Source organism: Carnobacterium sp. FSL W8-0810, from assembly GCF_038007125.1.
Lineage (GTDB): Bacteria > Bacillota > Bacilli > Lactobacillales > Carnobacteriaceae > Carnobacterium_B > Carnobacterium_B inhibens.
The window spans coordinates 2,114,785-2,141,315 of sequence record NZ_JBBOWO010000001.1 but is presented as its reverse complement, the minus strand read 5'-3'; the positions used below and the strand labels follow the sequence as shown (position 1 = coordinate 2,141,315).

Here is a 26,531-nt window from a genome sequence, read left to right as displayed (position 1 = left end):
TTAGAAATCTACTACTTTGTAGTCATTTTAATTGTTCCAATTAGAATGTGTTCATACTGAAAAAGGGGTTGAGACAATTTGTCTCAACCCCTTTTTTTGCATCTCTGCTTTTTGTTGTTTAATACCAGATGTCGGGTGTATTGTCCCCACTTTAAGAAGATATTTTGGTATACTAAGTTTGGTAAGGTTGGTAAAATAGATAATATCTAACATTGGAGGAGATCAAATGGAAAACGACAAAAAAATTGTAATAGTTGGATCCGATGACTTAGCTTATCATTTTTGCTTTTTGAGTATGATGACATTAAATGTAAAAGATATTTATTTATTTCCTTTTCCTATTCAACAAAATGATAAAATCAATGATTTGAAATATGCATCTGAAGTTTTTTCTATAAATGAATTGAAATTAGGTAGTGAAAAAGATTATGCGGATGCAGATATTTTAATTTTAAGTGCTAAAGAAGAAAGACAGGAGAATGAGCAGGACTCAGAGTACCTTAGAAGGAATATATTACTGGTACGCAAAATCATCAATCAAGCTATGGCATCAGGTTTTAGTGGCTTGATTTTAGTAGCAAACGAATTTAATGGTTTATTTACATATCTAGTATGGAAATTTTCTGGATTACCTAAGCATAAAATTTTTGGCATAGGTACGTATATTGATACTCTTTATTTTCAAAAATTAGTCAGTAAGGTTTTAGATACTTCATTTCGCGAGGTAAAAGGGTATGTTATTGGAGGAACCAGTCCTTTACATAAATTAGCAGCTTGGAGTCGTTCAAGTGTTGGGGGAAATTCATTATTAGGATTAACAATGGATCCAACAACAAATATTAATCAAGATGATATGTTTGAAATTGAAGAAAAGATAAGAAAGCAAAACCAGCAAAATGAGAATCAGGAGTTAACGAGCACTCATACAGCTGCATTACTAAATTTGGTACAAATTATTTTAAAAAATGAAAATGCTATTGTTCCAATTGTCCATCTAATGGATATAGGTGAAATGAAAGATATTCCATTATCGATTCCTGTTGTATTAGGAGGAAATGGCATTAGACAAATCGCCGGGTTGAGTTTTTCTGAAACAGAGCAAAAAAATTTAATTGTTATTGCAAAAGAAATTCGAAGCCAATTAGATTGGATAGAACAAGGTTAATAAATGGAGGGTTAAAAATGGAAAGAAATTATAGTTACCCAATTGATTATGATTGGACAAAGGAACAAATGGAAGATGTAGTTAATATATGGCGTATGGTAGAGTTAGCCTATGAAAAAGAGATTGATAGAGAAGAGTTTTTAATGAAGTATGAAAAATTCAAGAGAGTTATTCCAGCTATTGGAGAAGAAAAAAGGTGGGGCAAAAAATTTGAAGCTCTTTCAGATTACTCCCTTTATCGTGTAGTGAAAGAAGCGAAAACAACTACAAAGAAAAGAATCCATCTAACTGAAAAGTAGAGTAGTTGTGTTTTTTTTACTTTTCTTGGTAAACTAAAATCAATTACTTTTAAGAGGACGTGAATGTTTTGAATCAGTTTATAGAAAGAACTCAGTTGATACAAGAATGGATTTATGATGCTGCAAAACTTATCAAGTCATCATTTGAAGAGAACCTAGATATCCAGCAAAAGTCGAATCGAAATGACTTAGTTACTAATATTGATAAAGCTGTAGAAAAACAATTTATTGAAAAAATTCATCAGTTTTTCCCAGGGGAACGAATTATGGGGGAAGAAGGATTTGGAGATGAATTTCAAAATTTAGATGGAATAGTATGGATCATAGATCCAATTGATGGAACCTTAAATTTTATCAAACAACAATATGATTTTGCAATAATGGTAGCTGTTTATGAAGATGGGATAGGCCAAGCAGGATTCATTTATGATGTGATGCAAGATAAGATGTATTCAGCTCATAAAGGTAAAGGAGCCTATTGCAATAAAAAGAAGCTGCCTCCTGTTAAAGATCTATCTTTAAAAGAAGGATTAGTAGCAATCAGTAGCGCACTTATGTCAAAAGAAGAAGGGTTAGCTAGACTAGTAGGAAGAGCAAGTTCGGGTGTGCGATTGATTGGTTCAGCTGGAATTGAGACTGCTCATGTTGCTTCTGGACAATTGATTGGCTATATAGCAGCATCTTTAGCCCCGTGGGATATTGCCGCCGGGAAAATTATTGCTGAAGAAGTTGGTCTCATCTACACTAAGATGAATGGAAGTTCAATTGATTTGCTGCAAAAAAATCCTTCGCTTGTTGCTACGCCTACCGCCCATAAGGAAATAATCATGTTATTAAACACAAAAAAGTAAGGTGAGATTGAATGTTGTCTTATAATTAGAGAAGAAACAAGCAGTATTTTCATATTTTAGGACATAATATAAAAACAGTGTTTAAAAAATGTGAATCATCTAATGAATGAATCGCTTACAATTGAAAAGTTGCAAAAAATGTGTCTTTTTTCTTTTCAATTACTTCTATAAGTGTTAGAATAGACAAGTTGATAGTTGTCTTCATAAGTTTTCAATGCGTTTTCATCAAAGAATTGCAAAAAACTTATGAATAGTTCAAGTGCAAAGTTGTATTGAACAGAACACTTTTTTATTCGTAGATAGCGATTCAGTAGCATTGAAATAAGAAGAAGAATCTTGGAGGAATACATTAATGAAAAAAAGAGAAAACCTTAGAAATGTCGCTATAATTGCCCATGTCGACCATGGTAAAACAACATTAGTCGATGAATTATTAAAGCAATCAGATACATTAGATGCACGTAACCAATTGGCAGAACGTGCAATGGACTCAAATGCTTTAGAACAAGAACGTGGAATTACAATTTTAGCTAAAAACACTGCTGTTAAATATAAAGATACTCATATCAACATCTTGGATACACCAGGCCATGCTGACTTTGGTGGAGAAGTTGAACGTATTATGAAAATGGTTGATGGTGTAGTTTTAGTTGTCGATTCTTATGAAGGTACAATGCCTCAAACACGTTTTGTATTGAAAAAAGCTTTGGAACAAAAAGTTGTTCCTATCGTAGTAGTAAACAAAATCGATAAAGATTCAGCTCGTCCTGCAGAAGTAGTAGACGAAGTATTAGAATTATTTATTGAATTAGGTGCCGATGATGATCAATTAGATTTCCCAGTTATTTATGCGTCAGCAATGAATGGAACATCTAGTTTATCAGATGATAAAAATGATCAAGAACCAACAATGGCTCATGTCTTTGATACAATTCTTGAAAAAATCCCTGCTCCAATTGATAACTCTGACGAACCTTTACAATTCCAAGTATCGTTATTGGATTACAACGACTATGTTGGACGTATTGGTATCGGACGTGTATTCCGTGGAACAATCAAAGTTGGAGATTCTGTAACATTAAGTAAATTAGACGGATCAACTAAAAACTTCCGTGTAACAAAACTTTTTGGATTCTTCGGATTGCAACGTGTAGAAATCGATGAAGCAAAAGCTGGAGATTTAATTGCAGTTTCTGGTATGGAAGATATCTTCGTTGGGGAAACTGTTACACCAGTTAACCATGTAGATCCATTACCAATCCTTCATATTGATGAACCAACATTGCAAATGACTTTCTTAGTAAACAACTCACCTTTTGCAGGTCGCGAAGGTAAATGGGTAACTTCACGTAAAATTGAAGAACGCTTAATGTCTGAGTTGCATACAGACGTTTCATTACGTATTGATCCTACTGATTCTCCAGATGCATGGATCGTTTCAGGTCGTGGAGAATTGCATTTATCAATTCTTATTGAAAACATGCGTCGTGAAGGTTACGAATTGCAAGTTTCTCGTCCAGAAGTTATCTTAAGAGACTTTGATGGCGTTCAATGTGAACCATTTGAATTAGTTCAAATCGATACTCCTGAAGAATACATGGGTTCAATCATTGAATCTTTAAGTGCTCGTAAAGGTGAAATGAAAGATATGGTCAATAATGGAAATGGTCAAGTTAAATTGACTTTCTTAGCTCCAGCTCGCGGATTGATCGGATACTCTACTGAGTTTCTTTCAATGACACGTGGATACGGAATTATGAACCATACATTTGATCAATACTTGCCACGTTTAAAAACTAAAATTGGTGGTCGTCGTAATGGTGCTTTAGTTTCAACTGAAACTGGAAAAGCAACAACTTACGGTATCATGGGTGTTGAAGATCGTGGTACAATCTTTATTGAACCAACAACTGAAATTTATGAAGGAATGATCGTTGGAGAAAATTCTCGTGAAAATGACATCACTGTTAATATCACGAAAGCTAAACAAAAAACTAACGTACGTTCTGCTAATAAAGACCAAACTAACGTAATTAAAGCACCTCGTCATTTAACACTTGAAGAATCATTAGAATTCTTAGGTGATGATGAATACTGTGAAATTACTCCTGAAAATGTTCGTTTACGTAAACAAGTTTTAAATAAAAATGAACGTGAAAAATCTGCTAAGAAAAATAAAGCGTCACAAAACTAAAACGATAAAAGACAGTTTTTCAAAAATGGTACTTTCATTTTTGAAAAAAGCTGTCTTTTTTTTTTTGAATGAATAGTGAATAGAACGATTAAGGCCAAATCCTATCCTTTGTATTGTTGGATAGATATTTTGTTGCTATAATAATAGTGTTGCACAACTGGCAGTTAGAGTCGTAAGACATGACTTTAAAAAATGTAGCAGCAAAATTTAAAAAATAGGGAGGCTAAAGGCGTCTTTTAGCCGTAAATATGAAAAAATTTAAATATCTTGATTACTATATCTTTATCCCTTATTTAATTTTATCCATAATAGGGATCTTAATGGTCTATAGTGCTAGTAGTTATGTTGCTATTAATCAATATAATAATTCTCAATATTATTTTACTAGACAAGCCATCTTTGTTGTTTTGGGTTTAATTACAAGCATGATTGTTTTTTTATTCAAATATAAGTTATTAAAGAACAAACGCTTTTTAGTTGCCGCTAGCGGTTTTATCGCGCTGCTGCTGCTCTACTTATTTTTCTTTGGTACAGTAACAAAAGGGGCAAAAGGCTGGATATTTATTTTGGGGTTTAGTTTTCAACCGGCTGAATTTGCAAAAATAGTTGTCATTTGGTATTTCGCTTATATTTTTTCGAAAAAGCAAAATCAACTGGTTCATAACTTTAAAGAAACAGTTGCTCCACCATTAACGCTTTTTGGTTTTTATATATTGTTAATTATCTTGCAACCCGATGTAGGGGGAGCGGCTATTTTACTCGTTACTGGAACCATTATGATTTTAGCAAGTGGTGTTTCGACAAAACTTGCCGCAGCTGTTGGAACTTTAGGTGTTGTTTTGATTGGTGGAATACTTGGGCTTGTCCGTATATTTGGAATGAGTCTTCCATTCCTTGAAGAGTATCAATATGATCGCTTTTTAGCCTTTTGGGATCCATTCGCTGTTTCAGAAAGTGCAGGACTTCAATTAGTAAATTCTTATTATGCATTAAAGCGTGGAGGGATTTTTGGAGTAGGAATAGGGGAGAGCATTCAAAAAACAGGGTATTTGCCTGAACCCTATACAGATTTTATCATGTCTATCATTGGTGAAGAAATAGGATTATTTGGTGTCTTCCTTATTGTTGGGTTGTTTGGATTGTTGATTTTACGCATTTATCTAGTAGGTATTCGAGCAAAAGATTCATTCGGATCGTTAATTTGTATCGGAATTGCTACAATGTTATTAATCCAAGGACTTGTTAATTTAGGTGGAGTAATAGGATTAATGCCTATTACAGGAGTAACTTTTCCATTTATCAGTTATGGAGGTTCAAGTACGATTGTACTAACGATCTCTATTGGTTTGGTACTAAATGTTAGTGCAACTGATAAAAAAAATAGGCAGCAAGCTATGGAAAGAAATTAAAATTCAAATTGAATTTTAGTGAATGATCTCGATGTTTTCTTTATTACCTTTTAAAGTGAAGATCAACTTCGTTCAATTACAAAAAAATACGAAGATCAGGAGTGACAAAATGGAAAAAGTATTAGTAGCAAATCGTGGTGAAATTGCCATTCGTATTTTTAGAGCTTTAACAGAATTGGCTATTGAAACAGTAGCTGTATATGCACAGGAAGATGAGGGATCGGTTCATCGTTTTAAAGCCGATGAAGCGTATTTAGTTGGAAGAGGGAAAAAGCCAATTGATGCCTACTTAGATATCGAAGACTTGATTCGTATTGCTAAAGATTCAGGGGCAGATGCCATTCATCCTGGATATGGTTTCTTATCTGAAAATATTGAATTTGCTCGACGTTGTGAAGAAGAAGGCATTATTTTTATTGGTCCAAAACTACATCACTTAGATATTTTTGGAGATAAGATCAAAGCTAAAGAGGCAGCCATAGCTGCAGGTATTCAATCTATACCAGGATCCGATGGTCCAGTAGCTAACCTAGATGGGGTAAAAGAATTTGGGAAGACCTATGGCTATCCTATTATCGTTAAAGCTGCCCTTGGTGGCGGAGGACGCGGTATGCGTGTGGCCAAGAGTGAAGCTGATATAAAAGACAGCTTTGAACGAGCGCAAAGTGAAGCTAAAGCAGCATTTGGTAGCGGAGAAATATATGTTGAGCGATACATTCAAAATCCAAAACATATTGAAGTCCAAATACTAGGAGATAAACACGGAAATATCGTGCATCTTTATGAAAGAGATTGTTCTGTTCAACGCCGTCACCAAAAAGTTGTGGAAGTAGCTCCCTGTGTGTCTATTTCTGAGGAATTAAGAATGGAAATGTGTTCAGCAGCTGTTCAATTGATGGAGCACGTTGGGTATGTGAATGCTGGAACTGTGGAATTTTTATTAGAAGGCGATAATTTTTATTTTATTGAAGTTAACCCACGTGTTCAAGTTGAACACACAATCACTGAGATGATTACTGGGATCGATATTGTTCAAGCACAAATTCTTATTGCTCAAGGCAAAGATCTACACAAAGATATTCATATTCCACAACAAAAAGATATTCCATTGATGGGTGCTGCTATTCAGTGCCGAATCACTACTGAAGATCCGATGAATAATTTCTTGCCAGATACTGGTAAAATTAATACGTATCGTTCTCCGGGTGGATTTGGTATCCGACTAGATGCTGGTAATGGATTCCAAGGAAGTGTTGTTACACCTTTCTTTGATTCGTTATTAGTTAAAGCATGTGTCCAAGCATCTACTTTCGAATTAGCTGTTCAAAAAATGGAGCGTTCTTTGAAAGAATTTCGTATCAGAGGTGTAAAAACCAACATTCCGTTTATGCAAAATGTTATTTCGCATCCTGTTTTTCTATCAGGTGAAGCCAAAACGACATTTATTGATACAACACCTGAATTGTTTAAATTTTCAAAAGTTAGAGACCGTGGAAATAAAACGATGCAATACATTGGAAATATTACGGTCAATGGATTCCCGGGAATTGAACAAAGAGAGAAAAAATTCTTTGCACCCGCAAGAAAACCTGGGAAATTACTAACATTAGACAATGATTATATAAGTGCAAAAAATATTCTAGACACTAATGGTGCAGATGCCGTAGTAGAATGGATCAAAAATAAAAACGAAGTATTGCTGACAGATACGACGTTTAGAGATGCACACCAAAGTTTATTAGCTACTCGTGTTAGAACCCAAGACTTTTTAAATATTGCTGAAGAAACACAAAAAGGCATTCCACAATTATTTTCTTCTGAGATGTGGGGAGGAGCTACATTTGACGTAGCTTACCGCTTCTTAAACGAAGATCCTTGGGAAAGATTAGAAAAATTGCGTAAAAAAATGCCGAATACTTTATTCCAAATGTTGTTTAGAGGCTCGAATGCTGTTGGCTACCAAAACTACCCTGATAATGTTATTGAGGCTTTCATTCAAAAAGCAGCTCAAAATGGAATTGATGTATTCCGTATTTTTGATAGTTTAAACTGGATTCAACAAATGGAAAAAAGTATTCAAAGTGTACGTGATAATGGAAAAATTGCTGAAGCAACCATTTGTTACACCGGAGACATTAATGATCCTAAAAGAGATAAATATACGATTGAGTATTATAAAGATATGGCTAAAGAATTAGAAAATCAAGGAGCGCATATTATTGCAGTCAAAGACATGTCTGGAATATTGATGCCACAAGCTGCTTATCGTTTGATCAGTGAATTGAAAGAAACAGTAGATGTCCCAATTCACTTGCATACACACGATACTAGCGGAAATGGTATCTTTACCTATGCAGCGGCTGTAAAAGCCGGTGTGGACATTGTAGATGTAGCTATGAGCGCTATGAGCGGAGCAACTAGCCAACCAAGTATGAATAGTTTGTATTATGCTTTAGTAAATGCAGACAGAGCTCCTGACATTACAATTGAAAATGTTCAACAAATCAACCATTATTGGGAAGATGTTCGTGCACTTTATAGTGATTTTGAAGTGGGTATCAGTGCCCCTTCAACTGAAGTATATCAACACGAAATGCCAGGTGGACAGTACACTAACTTACAACAACAGGCTAAAGCCATTGGGTTAGAAGAACAATGGGATGAAGTTAAGATGATGTATTCAACAGTTAACCAAATGTTTGGAGACATCGTTAAAGTAACGCCATCTTCTAAAGTTGTTGGAGATATGGCTTTATTCATGATACAAAATAAACTAACTGAAGCAGACATTTTTGAAAAAGGAATGGACATTGATTTTCCTGAATCTGTTATTAGTTTCTTCATGGGAGATTTAGGTCAACCTACTGGTGGATTCCCTAAAGAACTTCAGCGTATTGTCTTGAAAGGAAAAGAACCGATTACGGTTCGTCCTGGTAGTTTAGCTTCACCTGTTGATTTTAATGAAATCAAAAAAGAACTAGCAGAAAAAATCCAAGCTGAACCGACTGAAGAAGATGTGCTTAGTTACATTATGTATCCACAAGTATTTTTGGATTACCGTAATAACCTTGAAACCTTTGGTGAAGTAACGTTATTAGATACGATGACATTCTTCCATGGGATGCGTACAGGTGAATCAATTGAAGTTCAAATAGAAAAAGGTAAAACGTTGATTGTAAAATTGAACCAAATAGGAGAACCAAATTCTGAAGGAATGCGTATTCTATACTTTGACTTGAATGGACAAGGAAGAGAAGTTGTCGTAAAAGATTACAGTATCACAAGTACAAAAGCTGTCCGTAGAAAAGCAGAACCTACCAATAAAGAACATATTGGTGCTACTATGCCTGGGTCTGTTCTGGAAGTATTAGTTCAAAAAGGTGAACGTGTCAAGCAAGGTCAGCCTATTATTATTACAGAGGCAATGAAAATGGAAACGACCATCAAAGCGAATATAGAAGGGGTCATTGATCAAATCTATGTTTCTGATGAGGATATTATTGAAACTGGCGACTTATTAATAGAGATTAAAGCTAAATAATAAACAGTAGTAGATAGATCTACACTGAAGAGTTTATTTCTGCTGATAGATAACCCGAAAATTAAAGTAAGAATGGTTTAGCTACCAAAATGAGGAGGCTAAATGGATTGAAGACATTTTTAAGGGCTGTACCATTGGTGTTCCTTATGCTTCTGGCGACTTATTGGTTGCCAGAAGTTATTTCTAAAAACCCCGCTGATATCATTACACCAAATGAAGAAAGTGAGGTCGCTCAGTCTGAACCCTTTAATTACCAAAATACGGATTTAGAGCCTGAAAAACTTCCAGTTTCTGGATTAGGTAGTTATATAGGATTAAGCAGTGACGATTTTACTGATCAATATGGGCAACCAAAGCGCAAAGACCCTGCTATAAACGGTAAAGAATGGTGGATTTTTGGAGAGAATGAAAATGATTATGTCCAATTAGGAGTAAAAGATGGAATCATAACTGATTTGTTTGTGCTAGGATCTGATTTGAATGTTGCTCCATTTAGCATTGGTATGTCTATCATAGAAGTATTTCAATTAGCAAGCTTTTATCCAACCTATTCTGTAGATGACCAAGGAGAACAAGTGACTCTGGAATTAACAGAAAGTGATTTGAATTATCGACCACTTATTGCGTTTGATAATCATACATTTGCCATATTAATGATGGACCGATCAACGAATCAAATTGTTGGGGTTCGCTATTTAGATTCTAGTTCCTTGCTTGAATTAGGAGTATACGATAACGGTTCTGCTAAAAGTAATGAGAATGCTGAAGAAATTGATAGCGAAATTCAGAGAGAAATCAATGAGGGTAATCAATTGCAGGTGAATGAGATTGTAAATATTTTACGTCAAAGGTATGAGCTGGAACCTCTTAAGTTAAATATTCAGTTATCTGAAGTTGCTGAAACAATTTTTGTGAATCAAGAAGTACAACTAGATTCTGAAGAGAACCAGTCGTCTGAGTCAATCGATTCAAGTGAAGATTCAATAGATGAACCAAATAACCAATCCTCTTCTGTCGAAACTTTTATTCTGGAGGATGAATCAGAGTCTCTTGATGAAGGTATAGATCAAGAATTTCAAACATTAACAAGTGATCAAATTGAACTTACTTTACAAGATACTGACTTAGAACTGGATAAAATACGTGTGTTGTATTCAAACCAGAAAAAAGATATGAATTGGTTAGTAACTAATTGGTTTACACTTGAAATAGAAAGAAATTTTTTAATGGATGTAGATATGACAGAAATTGGAATAGCTTATCGTGCAAATGATGTATTGCTTATTCTCCATTAAGAAAATTTAATTAGGGTAAACAAGGAGGGAAGATATGGAATTAACCACAAATGAAAGACAAGGAATCATCGTGTGGGTATACAGTTTAAGGCATTTTAAAACACTTAAGCGTTTTGGTTTGATTCATTATGCTTCTAGACGAATGAAGTATGTAGTGATGTATATCAATCAATCTGATGTAGAAGCAACACAAAAGAAATTAAGTGAATTGCATTTCGTAAGAAAAGTAGAACTGTCGTATCGACCATTTATTAATTTAGACTTTAAAGATGTTTTTGGTAAAGAAGATACCCATGGCAATAAAGAAATAAGTGAAGATACTATCGCTGGTGAACCTAGTTTTTAATTTTTCATGCTAAATAAGTCGATTCATTTCTCGGCTTGTTTAGCATTTTATATTACAAAACTGTTGCTGCATAGATAAGCGAAATTGAAGATTGAAAGGAAGTAGTTTTATGCGAATCATTACTGGAGAATATGGAGGCAGAAAATTAAAAGCTGTTCCCGGAAGTAATACAAGACCTACAACAGATAAAGTAAAAGAATCTATTTTCAATATCATAGGTCCTTATTTTGATGGGGGAAATTGTTTGGATTTATTTGCTGGTAGTGGAGGATTGTCTATTGAGGCTATTTCTCGTGGTATGGATAAGGCGGTTTTAATTGATCGAGATCCTTTAGCTCTCAAAACAATAAAAGAAAATATTGCTGTAACAAAAGAACCAGAAAAATTTGAAGTTTACCGAAACGATGCTAATCGTTCTTTAGATTTATTAAAAGGAAAGAAAAAATTCGATTTATTATTTTTAGATCCACCCTATGCAAAACAAGAAATTGAAAAACAAATCGAAAAAATAATCGCTTCTGATTTGTTGAATAATAAAGCTATTATTATTTGTGAATTGGATAAACATACACATTTAAAAGAAACTATTGGGGCGGCAATATCGTTTAGAAAAGAACTTTATGGATCAACTCAAATCGTTATGTATGAATACATTAATGATCAGGAGGAGACAAATGAATAAAATAGCGTTATTTCCTGGAAGTTTTGATCCCTTTACTAATGGACATTTAGACACAGTAGAAAGAGCTGCTAAATTATTTGATCAGGTAGTTATAGCAGTTGCTACTAATACCTCTAAAAATGCTTTGTTCACGTTAGAAGAAAAAATAACCTTTATAAAAAGTGCTGTAAATTATTTAGAAAATGTCAGTGTGACTGAACACAGTGGGGGACTAACAGTGGAATTGGCAAAAGAAATTGGAGCCGTTACTTTATTAAGAGGATTACGAAATAATGCTGATTTTGAGTATGAATCTACTATTGCTACTATGAATAAGATTCAACATAAAGACATTGAAACGATCTTTTTAATGTCAAATGAGAAGTATCGATTTTTAAGTTCTAGCTTAATTAAGGAAGTGGCTATGTTTGGCGGTGACGTTTCCACATTGGTTCCAGAAGTTGTAAATGAAGCCATTAAGTTGAAGTACCAAAAATAATCGAATAGTAGTTGAATAATCAATTTATGTATATAAAGGATGATTAAGATGAACGATATGAAAAAAAAGAGACATAAGAGTCTACTTGTTCTGCTAGTATTGATTGTTCTTTTTGGAATCTTTATGCCTATTCCTTATTATATAGAAGGTCCGGGTTCAGCTGTACAGTTAAATGAATTGGTAAAAGTAAATCAAAAAGATGATCAAGAAAAAGGTCATTATATGTTGACCACAGTTGCTATTCGAAAAGCTACACCCCTTACTTACTTTATGAAATACTTGCCTTTTCATGAGGGAGTTACAAAAGAAGAACTATTTGGTACAAATACCTCTGATGAAGAGTATACGAATCTACAGAACTACTACATGACAAGTTCCATCAATTCAGCTATTGAGTTGGCATATAAAACAGCTGGTGAGCAGTATCAATTGACCTATAATGGAATCTATATCATGTCTATTTTAGAAGGATCCAGTTTTGAAGGGAAATTAACAGTTGGTGATACCATACTTTCGCTTGATGGACAGAATTTTGAGAGTTCAGAAGAATTTATTGAGTATGTTCAACAACAAGAGGTTGGTCAATCAATAGAAGTAACGTATGAGCATAATGGTGAAAAACAAACGGCATCCGGAAACCTAATGGATATGAAAGAAACGAAACAAGCTGGTTTAGGAATTTCTTTAGTCGACAATACTTCCATTGAAACAGAAATTCCTGTAGCTATAAATGCTGGAGAAATTGGTGGACCTTCTGCAGGTTTTATGTTTGCTTTGCAAATTTATACGCAATTGACTGGTAAAAATTTGCGTGATGGAAATGAAATCGCGGGAACAGGAACAATTGAATCAGATGGAACAATAGGTCGAATTGGAGGGATCGATAAAAAAGTTGTAGCAGCTAGTGAAGAAGGTGCCACGATCTTTTTTGCGCCAGATGATACGATCGATCCAGTGATAAAAGCTAATTATCCTGAAATGATGACGAATTATCAAGAAGCGCTTGAAGCAGCAAAAGAAATCGATACTGAAATGAAAATTATTCCAGTAAAAAACTTCCAAGATGCAATTGATTATTTAGAAGGCTTATAATTTTATATACAAAAAAGAAGTCAGTTTAGCGCTGACTTCTTTTTTGTATTTCTTATTTTAGAAATGATAAGGATTTTTTTGATTTGTTCTTTTGCTAGTGAATAACGAAACCAAGCTCCCAATGACAAGTACAATAGCTAAAACGATTGTAAAAATAGCCATCATACGATGATCAGGCAAGTTTTTTGTGAAAATACCAAACATGGCCCAGACAAAGACTAACGGAATAACTAAGTCTTTTAAATAAAAAACAATACCTAATCCTACAAGTGTTGTTAAGGCTAATAATACATACGTCAACAAGTTTTGAAGGCTTGCATCAATTCCTATACTGGCAACTAACCAATAGCTGAAATTAGTGATTGTCGCAACAATGATCCATCCTAAGTAAAGTGAAATAGGAACCAAGTAAAGCTTGGAAGAGTGAGATTTCTTTTGTGCTTGATATAAAAAGATAAGCGAAAGAAGCAATAAGAAAATAACAATAAGAGCAACTCCGTCTAAAAGGAAATGCCAAACCAAAATCCAACTTGCATTAAACAAACAAGTCAATAAGAAGCCCAAAAGTTGTGAATGACTCAAGTTTTGCTTTTTGAAACTAAAACTTAGCAGCCACACTAACAATGCGAAGTAGATCACTCCCCAAATACTAAAAATGAAACCAGCAGGAGTAAAAAATACATCATGCATATCTGAAATTTCTCCCGTTTGATAGCCATTTATTGGAAGAATATTTGCTAAAGCATTTGTAGCAACCATTATTAAATAGGCTACATATAATACAATCAGTTTACCTTTATTCATTTTATCACTCCTAATATGAACTTTTTTAATCAACTTAACCATACTACAAACTTGAAAAGAAATAAATTAAAGCGCTTATTTAAACTGAAAAGATGAGTTTTAACGTATATTACTTGTTAGAAGGACTCGAAAAGGAGTGTAAGGAGATGTTAAAAACAGGAAAAGAATGGTTGATAAAATACCGTTTAGCTATCGAAATAGGTGTTTTCTGTTGTTTAATAATAAGCGTATTGGGAATAAGTTTTCTTCTATTTAAAAATTCGAACTCTGTAGAAGAACAGTCAATGACAATGAGTTACTTGCAAAATGATAGGAAATCATCCGTAGAACTAGAATCAGTAGATCACGTGTCTGAAAGTTCGGTAGAAAAAATCTATGTAGATGTTAAAGGAGCGGTATACCTTCCAGGTGTGTATGAAGTAACCAGTGACATGCGATTGATTGATGCTGTCGATTTAGCTGGCGGGTTTAGTGAGGAGGCTGACCAAACACCAGTAAATCTATCTTTAAAATTAGCGGATCAAATGGTCATATTTATTCCAAAATTAGGAGACTCTGAAACCCTTCAAACGGATCAAGAAACACAGGTTGCTTCGATGGAAGAGAATGTTATTACAGTACCTGAGGGAAGTAGCGAACCCAACGCATCAACAAAAGTGAATATCAATCTTGCAGATGCTAGTGAGTTGCAACAGTTATCTGGAATAGGAGAGAAAAAAGCAGAACAAATCGTTACTTATAGACAGGATAATGGCTCTTTTCAAAAAATTGAAGAATTGAAAAATGTGTCCGGCATTGGTGAAAAGACTTTTGAGGCTATACAATCGAGCATTACAGTGGGCAATGAGTAAAGAAAGTAAATGAGAAAAAGAAGTATTGAAAGTCGTAACAGCCTTTTGTATACTTGAGAAAACATGAATGAAATCAGTATTTAAACGAAATCGATTGGAGGAGGATTGGCATGCCAGAACGTATACCATGGGATCAATATTTTATGTCTCAAAGCTTATTGCTGTCTTTAAGAAGTACATGTACTCGATTAACGGTTGGTGCAACTATTGTAAGAGAAAAGAGAATCATTGCAGGAGGCTATAATGGATCTGTAAATGGAGATGTGCATTGCATAGATGAAGGCTGTTATGTAGTTGACGGACACTGCTTACGCACGATTCATGCTGAAATGAACGCTATACTTCAATGTTCAAAATTTGGTGCTCAAACTGAAGGCGCTGAAATATATGTCACGCATTTCCCTTGTTTGCAGTGTACAAAAATGATTATTCAAGCAGGTATTACTAAAATAAATTATTTAGAAGATTACCATAATAATCCTTATGCATTAAAGTTAATTGAACAAGCCCACGTTCAATGCCAAAAAGTGGCCCTTCCAAAAGATTTTTTTCAACAACTAGATTTCTCATCCAATAAAGAAACTAGTTTAAGCCATAGTGATGGACATACCGCTATTCAATAGTTGAAAGGATATGTCCTTTTTTCTGCCATTTTGTGTTTATTATGTACGATCGTTGTTCTGTCTGCTCATTGGTTGAGTATTCTTTTACTCATCATTTGGGTGGCTCGATTACTTGTTACTCGTAGAAAAAAACTGATCATTTACTCTTGTTTACTGGTTAGTCTCACCCTTCTGATTGTAAGTATCGAAAAGAGCAGTAGACATACAGAACTTTCTGCAGAAGAACAACTATTTTTGATTACATTAGACCCCAATGATCTTAAAATCGATGGAGATCAAGTTCAGTTCTATGGAACAGTTACAGAAGTTGGTGAAAATAAAAAAGTTTCTGAAAAAGTCGTTGTTTTTTATCGTTTATCTGATGAAGAAGAGAAGCTGCTCTGGCAGAAGCAACGAACAGTAGAGAAGTTTATTGTCTCCGGTTTATTAACTGAGCCAGAACAGAATAGAAACTTAAATCAATTTAATTATCAGCAGTACTTATACCGGAATAACCTGTTTTGGATATTAGAAGCTGAAACAATCACTCCTTATACAAATAACTACCACCAAACATTTTTTGAAAAATTAAACATTAAAAATATAAGACAAATCCTTTTATCTCATATTGATAATCATACAACGCCAACCGTTTCAAGTTACATAAAAACACTGTTGTTTGCAGATACTAGTTCTATTGAGAACCAAGTGATGAATGGCTACAAAGAAATTGGCATCATTCATTTGTTAAGTATTTCCGGACTGCACATTCAATTTTTAATTACAGGATTAACATATAGTCTCTGGAGAATTGGTATCTCACGAGAACGTACCTATCTGATTTTATTGTTTTTACTCCTGATATATGGGAGTTTGACAGGTTGGGGAACTAGTATTTTTAGAGCTATTTCAATGAGTTTGATTAGTCAAACGGGTTCACGCCTTGAACGACCTATTTCTGGGATGGACACATGGTCTTGGACGTTGATTATTGGTCTTTGGGTTGATCCTTATCAAATTTTTTCTGTAGGGTTTCAATTAAGTTATCTTCTTAGTTTAGCGTTGATTTTATTTTCGAACACGTTATTTAATCAATCAAAGTTTAACAGTGTAAATAGTTTAGTTATTTCATTTGTTTTAACGTTGATTTCTGTTCCTATTCTTAGTATCCATTTTTTTGAATTTTCATGGGTAGGGATATTTGCTAATATAATCTTTGTTCCTTTATTTGCGTGGATTGTTATGCCTATGATCATTTTATTGTTCTTCAGTTCGTTTATTTTTACTGGAACAATAGTTTTTGATTTTTTTATCCATTTAACAGAATGGATAGTAGAATTAATGGAATGGATCGTTTTAAAAATAGCGCTTTTTCCATATGGTACGATTGTTACAGGCAAAGTACCTCTTATTTTAGTTGTCTTAACTGTTTCTGCTTTGATCATTTTGCTTATTTCTTTAGAAAAAAAGCAGAAACGAAAACGATCAATTATCTTATTTATGCTCATTCTTAGTGTGTTCATTCGTTATCAAACCTACAACCCTTATGGAGAAGTGATTGTACTAGATGTAGGGCAAGGAGATGCTATTTTAATTAAAGAACCCTATGGAAAAGGTGTTTATTTAATAGATACGGGAGGGTCAATAACTTTTGAAAAAGAAGATTGGCAGATAAGAAAAAAACAATCGACTGTTGCCAGCCGCGTTTTAGTTCCGGTTATTAAATCTTTAGGTGTAGCAACACTGGATCAAGTTTTTATTACTCACTCAGATGAAGACCACATGGGTGCTTTAATGGAAATGGCTCAGAGTATCAAAATTAAGGAGCTTGTTTTTCCAAAAAGTGCACCAAAAAAACAACAATTTTATGATGTAATCACTGCATTAGAAAAAAAGGGAGTGAGGTTAACAGCAGTTACGGCTGAAACAAATCAGAAACAATTAGTTGGTCCGTCGTTAGCTGTTTTATGGCCTGTAAAAAATGGAATAGGCGGTAACAATGATTCTCTAGTGTTATATGGAAAAATTGGAGAGTATTATTGGCTATTTACAGGCGATATTGAAGAAGAAGGTGAATTAGAGTTAACCGCTCTTTATCCTAATCTAAGAGTAGATATCTTAAAGGTCGCTCATCACGGAAGCCAAACTTCAACCAGTCAATCTTTTATTGAAGGAATCAATCCTAAGGCAGCAATAATATCTTGTGGTTTAAATAACCGTTATGGTCACCCTAAGGATGAAGTGTTAAACCGATTAGAAGATGTAAATGCTCTGGTCTACCGCACAGATCTGCAAGGTAGTTTTAGATACCGGTATATTACTCAATGGAATGAAATTAAAGGGATGGATTTTCAAACGATTTTAAAATAATTCAGGAATAGCCTTGCAAAATCAATTAATGCTTTGTACCATAAAGACAATATAAGAAAGTGGTGGAACAAAGTGAATTTTGTATCTGAGATAACTAAAATAAAAAATGGTCCGATTGCCCAAGTTTATGTTGTGTTAGGAACTGAGTCCTATTTGGCAAGTGTGGCTAGAAAGACACTAACAGATTCACTATTGACTGCAGAAGAATTGGAACTCAATTTTGGTGCGTACGATATGGAAGAGGTTACTATTGGAACGGCTTTAGAAGATGCAGAATCGATTCCGTTTTTTGGAGACCGTCGAGTCGTTTTTGTCGATAGACCCATTTTTTTAACAGGTGAAAAAATAAAATCAAAGTTGGAACATGACTTGAAATGGTTAGAAAGTTATTTAAGTCATCCATCTGAATCAACGACACTTGTATTTTTTGCTCCCTATGAAAAATTAGATGAACGCAAAAAGATAACGAAATTACTAAAAAAGACAGCAACAGTTATTGAAGTAAATGCGCTAGTGGAAAAAGATATGCGAAAGTACGTAAAAGATACAATAGAGAATGAAGGGTATCGCTATTCTCCAGAAGCATTTGAATTATTTATTCAATTAACAGACGCTAGACTATCTGTAGCAATGGGAGAGCTGCCTAAACTTTTTCTTTATGCTCAAGATACTAAGTATATTACAAAAGAAGCCGTTCAAGAACTCGTAGCTAAATCGTTAGAACAAAATATATTTGCCTTAAATGAATATGTTTTGAAAAAAGATGTCGGACAAGCCCTTAATTTATATCAAGACCTTTTATTGCAAAAAGAGGATCCAATTAAAATAAATGCGATTATGACTTCTCAATTCCGCTTGCTTATCCAAGTCAAAATTTTAGAAAAAAAAGGCTATCAACAAGGAGATATTGCGAAACAAATAAAAACGCATCCTTACCGTGTTAAGTTAGCCATCCAACAGATGAGAAAAATTAAGGAAGCTTCACTTATAGAAGCTTATAATGGATTGATTGATGCAGAATACCGTTTAAAAACAGGACAAGGCGATAAAGAGATGCAATTTGAATTATTTGTTCTCCAATATGCACAAAAAAACTCTCTAAAGAAGACAGGTACAAGGATTTAAATGAATCTAGCTATCAAGTAAAAAAACTTTACACATTTTTATTGCATTGAAGCTTGTCTTTATGTATAATTGAATTTGTTGAAACAACTAGAATAGACTATTTTATGTTGTAAATAATTGAAAGTGGGGTGAATCAAATGCCAAACATCGAAGCTGCAATCAAACGTGTTCGTACTTCTGAGAAATCAGCTGCACAAAACAACGTTCAAAAAAGTTCAATGCGTACTGCTATTAAAAAATACGTTCAAGCTGTTGAAGCAGGTAACGAAAACGCTGAACCATTACTTAAAGAAGCAATCAAATCAATTGACATGGCTGCATCTAAAGGATTGATTCATAAAAATAAAGCTAACCGTGATAAATCTCGTTTAACTGCTAAATTAGCTAAATAAGAGGTCATTGTTATAAAATTTTTAAAAAAGCTGTAAGTCTCGAGTAATCAGGACTTATAGCTTTTTTTTGTTTTCAACAAATAGAAATCGTCAAATCCTATCGGAAACATATCGAATTAGTTGTAAGAACACACGTTCCGTGCTAGAATAATAAAATAGGATTAGTATGCAGTATGTCTATTAAATAGTATTTAATCTTGTTTTTAGAAGTGTGAGGAGGTAAGTGAATGCCAAAGGATCAATTTGAATTGGTTTCTAAGTACCAACCAGGCGGTGATCAGCCTGCTGCGATAAAAAAATTAATTGAAGGTATAGAAACAGGCAAAAAAGAACAAACTTTACTAGGTGCCACAGGAACCGGGAAAACATTCACGGTATCAAATGTTATCAAAGAAGTAAATAAACCTACTTTGGTCATTGCACACAACAAAACTTTAGCTGGTCAGCTGTATGGGGAGTTTAAGGAATTCTTTCCTAATAATGCAGTTGAATATTTTGTTAGTTATTATGATTATTACCAACCAGAAGCTTACGTTCCTTCAAGTGACACATTTATTGAAAAAGAGTCGAGCGTTAATGATGAAATCGATAAACTACGCCACTCTGCAACTAGTTCTTTATTAGAACGACGAGATGTGATTGTAGTAGCTTCCGTTTCGTGTATTTATGGGCTGGTTAACCCCGAAGATTATCGAGATCATGTCCTCTCTCTACGTGTAGGGGCTGAAATAAACCGTGACGAAATGTTGCGTCGTTTAGTCGATATGCAATTCGAACGAAATGATATCGATTTTCAACGTGGACGTTTTCGTGTTAGAGGAGATGTAGTTGAAATATTTTTAGCATCGCGTGACAGTGAAGCTATCCGTGTAGAGTTCTTTGGAGATGAAATCGATCGTATCAGAGAAGTAGATGTTTTAACAGGTGAAGTTAAAGCAGATGTTCAACATGTTCCGATTTTTCCAGCAACTCACTTTGTTGCAAATGATGAACAAACAAGGTCTGCTGTTCAAAATATTCAAGAAGAGTTAGAACAACGCCTAAAAGTTTTACGTGCTGAAAACAAATTGATTGAAGCTCAACGTTTAGAACAACGCACGAACTACGATTTAGAAATGTTATTGGAAATGGGTTATTGCTCTGGAATTGAAAACTATTCTCGGCATATGGATGGGCGTAAACCTGGAGAAGCACCTTATACATTGATTGACTTCTTTCCAGATGATTTTTTGATCGTAATTGATGAGTCGCATATTACAATGTCTCAAATTAGAGGAATGTATAACGGTGACAGAGCTAGAAAAGAACAATTGATTGAATATGGTTTCAGATTACCAAGTGCTTTAGACAATCGCCCGCTACGCTTGGAAGAATTTGAGAAACATGTGAATCAAATTATGTATATTTCAGCTACACCTGGACCATATGAATTGGAGCGAGCTCCAGAGGTTATTGAACAAATTATCCGTCCTACAGGATTACTAGATCCTATTATAGAAGTACGTCCAATCAAAGGACAAATTGATGATTTAATTGGTGAAATAAATGAACGCACTGAAAAAAATGAGCGTGTATTTATTACTACATTGACTAAAAAAATGTCAGAAGATTTAACAGATTACTTGAAAGAAGTAGGCATTAAAGTTGCCTATTTGCATAGTGAGATCAAAACACTTGAACGAACAGAAATTCTTCGAGACTTGCGTTTAGGTGTGTACGATGTACTGATCGGGATCAACTTGCTACGTGAAGGTATTGATGTACCAGAAGTATCTTTAGTTATTATCTTAGATGCTGACAAAGAAGGTTTCTTAAGAAGTGAACGTTCACTTGTACAGACTATTGGTCGCGCTGCACGTAATGAAAATGGGAAAGTGATCATGTACGCTGATCGAATAACGGATTCTATGAATGCCGCCATAACAGAAACAGAAAGGCGTCGTGCAACGCAACAAGAGTACAATGAAGAACATGGTATTACTCCTAAAACGATTATTAAAGACATTCGTGACTTGATTTCTATTACTTCAGTAGTAGAAGGAGATGAAGAGGGAGCATCTGGATTAGAGAATATTGCTAAGATGACTAGAGAGCAGCGTTTAGAATTAATTGATGGCATGGAAGTAGAAATGAGAGTTGCAGCAAAAGAATTGAATTTTGAAAAAGCGGCTAACTTAAGAGATTTGATATTAGAAATAACAGCTCAATATAAATTAAAAAAATGATGAATTATAGGAGAAAGTAAAGGACTAGTTAAATGAAGAATGTTAATTAAAAAACTTGCATTTTGTCATTTATTCTAGTAGAATTTAAATGTGTACTAAACACATACCTTTTACTTGGTAAAACGAATCACCAACGTCTACTCAGTAAGAGGAAAAATTGAGAAATGAGGTGCTTAGAAATGTCAATTTCTAAAGAACGTAAAAATGAAATCATCAAAGAATACGCAATCCACGAAGGAGATACAGGTTCTCCCGAAGTACAAGTTGCTGTATTAACAGCTGAGATCAACCACTTAAATGAACATGCACGTGTTCACAAAAAAGACCACCATTCTTACCGTGGACTTATGAAAAAAATTGGTCACCGTCGTAACTTGCTTGCGTACTTACGCAACAAAGATATTACTCGTTACCGTGAATTGATTCAAAGATTAGGCCTACGTCGTTAATTTTTCGTAGTCTATTTAGAAGCGAGGTTCTAAGGAATCTCGCTTCATTTTGTATGTAAAAGAAAAAAGCTGTTTTATTTTGTTATCCATCCTACTATACAAATGTGAGCATTTGAATGAAAGTGAAATGTTGACATTTGTTTAGTAGTCTGTTTGGAAGTAACGAATAAAAGCTTTAAGAAAAAGGAGAAATGCACACAATGACAGAGAAGCAAGTTTTCACTAAAGAATGGGCAGGACGTACATTAACAGTTGAAGTTGGACAATTAGCAAAACAAGCTAATGGAGCCGTTTTGATTCGTTATAATGATACTGCAGTATTAACAGCAGCTGTGGCTAGTAAAAAAGCTAAGGATGTAGATTTCTTCCCGTTAACTGTAAATTATGATGAAAAAATGTATTCAGTTGGGAAAATCCCAGGTGGTTTTATTAAAAGAGAAGCGCGTCCAAGTGAAACAGCGACGCTAACAGCTCGATTAATCGACCGTCCGATTCGTCCAATGTTTGCTGAAGGATTTCGTAATGAAGTTCAAATCACAAATACAGTTATGTCTGTAGAACAAGACTGTTCACCATCTTTCTCAGCTATGTTTGGTTCTTCTTTATCACTAGCAATTTCAGATATTCCATTTAATGGACCAATTGCTGGAGTAGACGTTGGACGCATTGATGGAGAATACATCATTAACCCAACAGTTGAACAAGAAGCTTTATCAGATATACACTTAACAGTTGCTGGTACAAAAGAAGCTATCAACATGGTTGAAAGTGGAGCCGAAGAAGTTTCAGAAGAAGATATGCTAGGCGCTTTAATGTTTGGACATAGAGCTATTCAAGAATTAGTTGCTTTCCAAGAAGAAATCGTTGCGGCTGTCGGCAAAGAAAAAATGACTATTCAATTATTACAAATCGATGCAGATTTAGAAAAAGAAGTGAATGATGCTTTCCAAAGTAAAATGATTGCTGCCATTCAAACAGAAGAAAAATTAGCTCGTGAAGAAAATATTGAAGCAGTTAAAGAAGACGCAATTGCTTTTTACGAAGAAAAATATAAAGAACATGATGAATCTAACCGTATCAATAAAGAAGTAAAACAAATTGTTGAAGATATGGAAAAAAATGAAGTACGTCGTTTAATTACAGTCGATAAAATCAGACCAGATGGTCGTAAAATTGATGAAATTCGTTCTTTAGCTTCAGAAATCGGACTTTTACCAAGAGCACATGGTTCTGGTTTGTTCACTCGTGGGCAAACGCAAGCTTTGTCTGTAGCTACTTTAGCACCATTAGGCGAACATCAAATTATTGATGGATTAGGTGTTGAGAACAGCAAACGATTCATTCATCACTATAACTTCCCACAATACTCTGTTGGAAGCACTGGCCCATCACGTGGACCAGGTCGTCGAGAAATCGGACACGGAGCATTAGGTGAACGTGCTTTAGCACAAGTGATTCCAAGTGAAGAAGATTTCCCATACATGATTCGTTTAGTGGCTGAAGTTCTTGAATCAAATGGTTCCTCATCACAAGCAAGTATCTGTGCGGGTACATTAGCTTTAATGGATGCCGGCGTGCCAATCAAAGCTCCAGTAGCTGGGATCGCAATGGGACTTGTTAAAGAAGGCGAAAACTATACTGTCTTAACGGATATTCAAGGATTAGAAGATCACTTGGGCGATATGGACTTTAAAGTAGCTGGTACAAGCAAAGGAATCACTGCTCTTCAAATGGATATTAAAATTGAAGGAATTACGCAACAAATTTTAGAAGAAGCCTTAACTCAAGCTAAAAAAGCAAGAATGGAAATTCTTGATGAATTGATTTCTACAATTGCTGAGCCACATGAAGAATTAAGCGCATATGCTCCTAAAATTGAAATGATGCAAATCAAACCGGAAAAAATCAAAGTTGTTATTGGCCGCGGTGGTGACCAAATCAATGCTATTATTGATGAAACCGGCGTTAAAATTGATATCGATCAAGAAGGAAATATCAGTATTGCATCTGAAGACGCGGCTATGATCAAACGTGCTAAAGAAATTATTGAAGAATTAACAAAAGATATCGAAGTTGGTAAAGTTTATTCAGGAAAAGTAAAACGAATTGAAAAATTCGGAGCTTTTGTTGAAATTGCTAAAGGAAAAGATGGATTAGTTCATATTTCTGAATTAGCAAACGAACGTGTTGCGAAAGTTGAAGATGTTTTGACTTTAGGCGAAGTAATGGACGTTAAAGTTATCGAAATCGATAAACAAGGAAGAATCAACCTTTCTCGTAAAGTATTATTGAAAACTGAAGAAAAATAAACATGAATAGAAAAAAGAGTCCAATTTTTAATTGGGCTCTTTTTTTATGATTATTCTTCAATCTTATTCAGCCATTCTACTAAAAATTGAACGGTTAATTCTTGTTGTTCCTCATGAGAAATACTAGCATCATTATCGCCTTCTTGATGTCCATAATCTCCAAATCCAGCATGATTACCGCCTTCGATAATGTAATAGGATGTAGAATCAGGCAAGTAAGTTTTTCCATCTTGGTAGGCTTCGTTGTCAAGTACACCATCCTTAGAACCTACAAGTGAAAGAACTGAAATAGGTAAGGTGTCTAGTCGACCTTTTTCATCAGGGTAGCTGGCTAGTAAAAAGACCCCTTTTAACAGATCCGAATCTATTTCATTTGCAAAGCGGCTGGCCATGACGCCTCCTAAAGAATGACCTCCAATAACGAAATCAGTTATGTTTTCATCAACAATCAGTTTTTCTGCTTTATTTGTATCGGTAACAGCAAGATTTAACGCATGCTTAACAAGGTATACAGGAAACCCTTTTGAAGCGAGTTTAGCAGCGAGGGAACTATAGCTTTTTTCCTCTACCAACCCTCCTTGATAAAAAATAACTGACGTCGGATGTGATTCCTTCAATGGCATAAAGATAACGGCATCAGAGGTTTCTTTGACTTGATAATTCTGATTGGATGGCATAGTCTCTTCAATAGCTTCGTCTAAAGGCAGGTAAGTCATAGAGCGTAAAAAAAACAAACCTCCTAGAATAAGTAAAACAAAAAGAACGATACCAATTATTAAAATTTTATATTTGCGTTTCATATGCTCTCCTTTCATATTTGATTGAGGGAATAGACGTAAAAAGTGTATCATACTTTTACTTTGCTACGTTATAATAATAAAACAAAAGAGAGCGAATAATCTACATGTGTATAATTTCCTTTAAAATTGTGCTAAAATGTATATTGGGAGTACGTGTAGTTAATAGATAAAAAGAAATGTATTAGGAGAGATAAATAAATGAGTGGATATACTATTGCAGTTGTTGGAGCAACTGGAGCTGTAGGAACAAAAATGATTCAAATGTTGGAACAAGCTGCTTTTCCTATTAAAGAGGTGAAACTATTAGCTTCTAAAAGATCAGCTGGAAAAAAAGCTTTATTTAACGGAAAAGAAATCGAAATTCAAGAAACAACAGCTGATTCTTTTGAAAATGTCGATATTGCTTTATTTAGTGCTGGCGGCTCAATCTCAAAACAATTTGCGCCGGAAGCAGTAAAACGCGGAGCAGTTGTTATCGACAACACGAGCGCCTACCGTATGGATACTGAAGTACCATTAGTTGTTCCTGAAGTGAATGAGGAAGCGATTCGTTCGCATAAAGGCATTATTGCTAACCCGAACTGTTCAACTATCCAAATGATGGTGGCACTTGAACCAATTCGTAAACAATATGGACTAGATCGTATCATCGTTTCAACTTACCAAGCAGTAAGTGGGGCAGGAGTATCTGCTGTAAAAGAGATGAAAGACCAAGCAAAAAACATGTTGAATAACGAACCTTTTGAAGCAGCAATTTTGCCATCCGGTGGTGACAAAAAGCATTTTCCAATTGCTTTTAACGCTTTACCGCAAATTGATTTATTTACTGAAGATGGGTACACATTTGAAGAATTAAAGATGATTAATGAAACAAAAAAAATCATGAGTAACGATAAAATAAAAATTTCTGCAACATGTGTCCGTATTCCTGTTGTATCAGGACATGCAGAATCTGTTTATATTGAAGTGAAAGAAGATGGAGCTAGCGTGGCTTCTATTCAAGACCTTTTAAGAAATGCACCTGGTGTAGAACTTCAAGACGATCCTGCTAACCAAATTTATCCAACTCCGTTAGATGCAGCTGGAAAAAAAGAAACATTTGTTGGAAGAATCCGTAAAGATCGTGACCAAGAGAATGGTTATCATATGTGGGTTGTTTCAGATAATTTATTAAAAGGCGCAGCTTGGAATTCTGTTCAAATTGCTGAAAGTCTATATAAATTAGGATTAGTAAAAGCAAAAGATTAATCAA

General features: G+C 34.6%; 22 protein-coding genes. 20 read left to right on the top strand and 2 right to left on the bottom strand.

The window, feature by feature from the left end; genetic code table 11:
• Positions 1-226 precede the first annotated feature (226 nt).
• From NST49_RS10295 to NST49_RS10245, 11 genes are all read left to right on the top strand, one after another.
• Positions 227-1,165, top strand: a complete 939-nt coding sequence (locus NST49_RS10295) for a lactate/malate family dehydrogenase (protein WP_023177541.1) — start codon at positions 227-229, stop codon at positions 1,163-1,165.
• Positions 1,166-1,182: 17 nt separating this feature from the next.
• On the top strand, positions 1,183-1,464 hold the full coding sequence (locus NST49_RS10290; protein WP_023177543.1) for a UPF0223 family protein: 282 nt from the start codon (positions 1,183-1,185) through the stop codon (positions 1,462-1,464).
• A 59-nt stretch (positions 1,465-1,523) separates the two neighbouring features.
• Positions 1,524-2,315 (top strand): inositol monophosphatase family protein, encoded by a 792-nt coding sequence (locus NST49_RS10285; RefSeq protein WP_051923381.1) that lies wholly within the window; start codon positions 1,524-1,526, stop codon positions 2,313-2,315.
• A gap of 352 nt (positions 2,316-2,667) precedes the next feature.
• Positions 2,668-4,509: a translational GTPase TypA gene (typA, locus tag NST49_RS10280; protein WP_023177547.1), complete on the top strand. Its 1,842-nt coding sequence runs from the start codon at positions 2,668-2,670 to the stop codon at positions 4,507-4,509.
• A gap of 248 nt (positions 4,510-4,757) precedes the next feature.
• Positions 4,758-5,918 carry an FtsW/RodA/SpoVE family cell cycle protein gene (locus NST49_RS10275; RefSeq protein ID WP_023177548.1) on the top strand — a complete coding sequence of 387 codons (1,161 nt, stop codon included), beginning with the start codon at positions 4,758-4,760 and terminating at the stop codon, positions 5,916-5,918.
• Positions 5,919-6,027: 109 nt separating this feature from the next.
• Complete coding sequence (locus NST49_RS10270) at positions 6,028-9,459, top strand: pyruvate carboxylase (protein WP_341048424.1); 3,432 nt, start codon at positions 6,028-6,030, stop codon at positions 9,457-9,459.
• Positions 9,460-9,566: 107 nt separating this feature from the next.
• Positions 9,567-10,754, top strand: a complete 1,188-nt coding sequence (locus tag NST49_RS10265; RefSeq protein WP_341048423.1) for a CAP-associated domain-containing protein — start codon at positions 9,567-9,569, stop codon at positions 10,752-10,754.
• A gap of 34 nt (positions 10,755-10,788) precedes the next feature.
• Positions 10,789-11,100: a YlbG family protein gene (locus tag NST49_RS10260; RefSeq protein ID WP_341048421.1), complete on the top strand. Its 312-nt coding sequence runs from the start codon at positions 10,789-10,791 to the stop codon at positions 11,098-11,100.
• A 91-nt stretch (positions 11,101-11,191) separates the two neighbouring features.
• Positions 11,192-11,782, top strand: a complete 591-nt coding sequence (gene rsmD / locus NST49_RS10255) for a 16S rRNA (guanine(966)-N(2))-methyltransferase RsmD (RefSeq protein WP_341048419.1) — start codon at positions 11,192-11,194, stop codon at positions 11,780-11,782.
• Entirely contained in the window at positions 11,775-12,260 is a 486-nt protein-coding gene (coaD, locus tag NST49_RS10250; RefSeq protein ID WP_187948638.1) for a pantetheine-phosphate adenylyltransferase, read from the top strand. Before rsmD ends, coaD begins: the two co-directional genes overlap by 8 nt.
• 48 nt (positions 12,261-12,308) lie before the next feature.
• Positions 12,309-13,352 (top strand): SepM family pheromone-processing serine protease, encoded by a 1,044-nt coding sequence (locus NST49_RS10245; RefSeq protein WP_445662726.1) that lies wholly within the window; start codon positions 12,309-12,311, stop codon positions 13,350-13,352.
• A 57-nt stretch (positions 13,353-13,409) separates the two neighbouring features.
• On the opposite strand, the gene NST49_RS10240 is transcribed toward NST49_RS10245, so the two are convergent.
• On the bottom strand, positions 13,410-14,156 hold the full coding sequence (locus tag NST49_RS10240) for a tryptophan-rich sensory protein (RefSeq protein WP_034536475.1): 747 nt from the start codon (positions 14,154-14,156) through the stop codon (positions 13,410-13,412).
• A 146-nt stretch (positions 14,157-14,302) separates the two neighbouring features.
• On the opposite strand from NST49_RS10240, the gene NST49_RS10235 reads away from it, so the two are divergent.
• From NST49_RS10235 to pnp, 8 genes are all read left to right on the top strand, one after another.
• The gene (locus tag NST49_RS10235; protein WP_023177562.1) at positions 14,303-15,007 is read left to right on the top strand and encodes a helix-hairpin-helix domain-containing protein; all 705 of its coding nucleotides are present in this window, start codon (positions 14,303-14,305) and stop codon (positions 15,005-15,007) included.
• 110 nt (positions 15,008-15,117) lie between these two features.
• Positions 15,118-15,630 (top strand): ComE operon protein 2, encoded by a 513-nt coding sequence (locus NST49_RS10230; RefSeq protein ID WP_023177564.1) that lies wholly within the window; start codon positions 15,118-15,120, stop codon positions 15,628-15,630.
• The gene (locus NST49_RS10225; protein ID WP_341048414.1) at positions 15,631-17,979 is read left to right on the top strand and encodes a DNA internalization-related competence protein ComEC/Rec2; all 2,349 of its coding nucleotides are present in this window, start codon (positions 15,631-15,633) and stop codon (positions 17,977-17,979) included.
• Between the two features lie 72 nt (positions 17,980-18,051).
• The gene (gene holA, locus NST49_RS10220) at positions 18,052-19,104 is read left to right on the top strand and encodes a DNA polymerase III subunit delta (protein WP_023177568.1); all 1,053 of its coding nucleotides are present in this window, start codon (positions 18,052-18,054) and stop codon (positions 19,102-19,104) included.
• 137 nt (positions 19,105-19,241) lie between these two features.
• Positions 19,242-19,496 carry a 30S ribosomal protein S20 gene (gene rpsT / locus NST49_RS10215; RefSeq protein WP_023177570.1) on the top strand — a complete coding sequence of 85 codons (255 nt, stop codon included), beginning with the start codon at positions 19,242-19,244 and terminating at the stop codon, positions 19,494-19,496.
• Between the two features lie 227 nt (positions 19,497-19,723).
• Entirely contained in the window at positions 19,724-21,721 is a 1,998-nt protein-coding gene (gene uvrB / locus NST49_RS10210) for an excinuclease ABC subunit UvrB (protein WP_023177571.1), read from the top strand.
• Positions 21,722-21,900: 179 nt separating this feature from the next.
• On the top strand, positions 21,901-22,170 hold the full coding sequence (gene rpsO / locus NST49_RS10205; protein WP_013710576.1) for a 30S ribosomal protein S15: 270 nt from the start codon (positions 21,901-21,903) through the stop codon (positions 22,168-22,170).
• Between the two features lie 200 nt (positions 22,171-22,370).
• Positions 22,371-24,479 carry a polyribonucleotide nucleotidyltransferase gene (gene pnp, locus NST49_RS10200; protein WP_034536478.1) on the top strand — a complete coding sequence of 703 codons (2,109 nt, stop codon included), beginning with the start codon at positions 22,371-22,373 and terminating at the stop codon, positions 24,477-24,479.
• Between the two features lie 50 nt (positions 24,480-24,529).
• Here the strand turns inward: pnp and NST49_RS10195 are convergent, their stop codons facing one another.
• Positions 24,530-25,279: an alpha/beta hydrolase gene (locus NST49_RS10195; RefSeq protein WP_034536479.1), complete on the bottom strand. Its 750-nt coding sequence runs from the start codon at positions 25,277-25,279 to the stop codon at positions 24,530-24,532.
• 198 nt (positions 25,280-25,477) lie between these two features.
• Between NST49_RS10195 and NST49_RS10190 the strand changes: the two genes are divergently transcribed.
• Entirely contained in the window at positions 25,478-26,527 is a 1,050-nt protein-coding gene (locus tag NST49_RS10190; RefSeq protein ID WP_034536480.1) for an aspartate-semialdehyde dehydrogenase, read from the top strand.
• Positions 26,528-26,531 lie beyond the last annotated feature (4 nt).

Coding starts and splice junctions, on each gene's coding strand:
- NST49_RS10295 (WP_023177541.1), top strand. CDS start 227: ATGGAAAACGACAAAAAAATTGTAATAGTTGGATCCGATGACTTAGCT.
- NST49_RS10290 (WP_023177543.1), top strand. CDS start 1,183: ATGGAAAGAAATTATAGTTACCCAATTGATTATGATTGGACAAAGGAA.
- typA (WP_023177547.1), top strand. CDS start 2,668: ATGAAAAAAAGAGAAAACCTTAGAAATGTCGCTATAATTGCCCATGTC.
- NST49_RS10275 (WP_023177548.1), top strand. CDS start 4,758: ATGAAAAAATTTAAATATCTTGATTACTATATCTTTATCCCTTATTTA.
- NST49_RS10270 (WP_341048424.1), top strand. CDS start 6,028: ATGGAAAAAGTATTAGTAGCAAATCGTGGTGAAATTGCCATTCGTATT.
- NST49_RS10260 (WP_341048421.1), top strand. CDS start 10,789: ATGGAATTAACCACAAATGAAAGACAAGGAATCATCGTGTGGGTATAC.
- coaD (WP_187948638.1), top strand. CDS start 11,775: ATGAATAAAATAGCGTTATTTCCTGGAAGTTTTGATCCCTTTACTAAT.
- NST49_RS10245 (WP_445662726.1), top strand. CDS start 12,309: ATGAACGATATGAAAAAAAAGAGACATAAGAGTCTACTTGTTCTGCTA.
- NST49_RS10240 (WP_034536475.1), bottom strand. CDS start 14,156: ATGAATAAAGGTAAACTGATTGTATTATATGTAGCCTATTTAATAATG.
- NST49_RS10235 (WP_023177562.1), top strand. CDS start 14,303: ATGTTAAAAACAGGAAAAGAATGGTTGATAAAATACCGTTTAGCTATC.
- NST49_RS10230 (WP_023177564.1), top strand. CDS start 15,118: ATGCCAGAACGTATACCATGGGATCAATATTTTATGTCTCAAAGCTTA.
- rpsT (WP_023177570.1), top strand. CDS start 19,242: ATGCCAAACATCGAAGCTGCAATCAAACGTGTTCGTACTTCTGAGAAA.
- uvrB (WP_023177571.1), top strand. CDS start 19,724: ATGCCAAAGGATCAATTTGAATTGGTTTCTAAGTACCAACCAGGCGGT.
- rpsO (WP_013710576.1), top strand. CDS start 21,901: ATGTCAATTTCTAAAGAACGTAAAAATGAAATCATCAAAGAATACGCA.
- pnp (WP_034536478.1), top strand. CDS start 22,371: ATGACAGAGAAGCAAGTTTTCACTAAAGAATGGGCAGGACGTACATTA.
- NST49_RS10195 (WP_034536479.1), bottom strand. CDS start 25,279: ATGAAACGCAAATATAAAATTTTAATAATTGGTATCGTTCTTTTTGTT.
- NST49_RS10190 (WP_034536480.1), top strand. CDS start 25,478: ATGAGTGGATATACTATTGCAGTTGTTGGAGCAACTGGAGCTGTAGGA.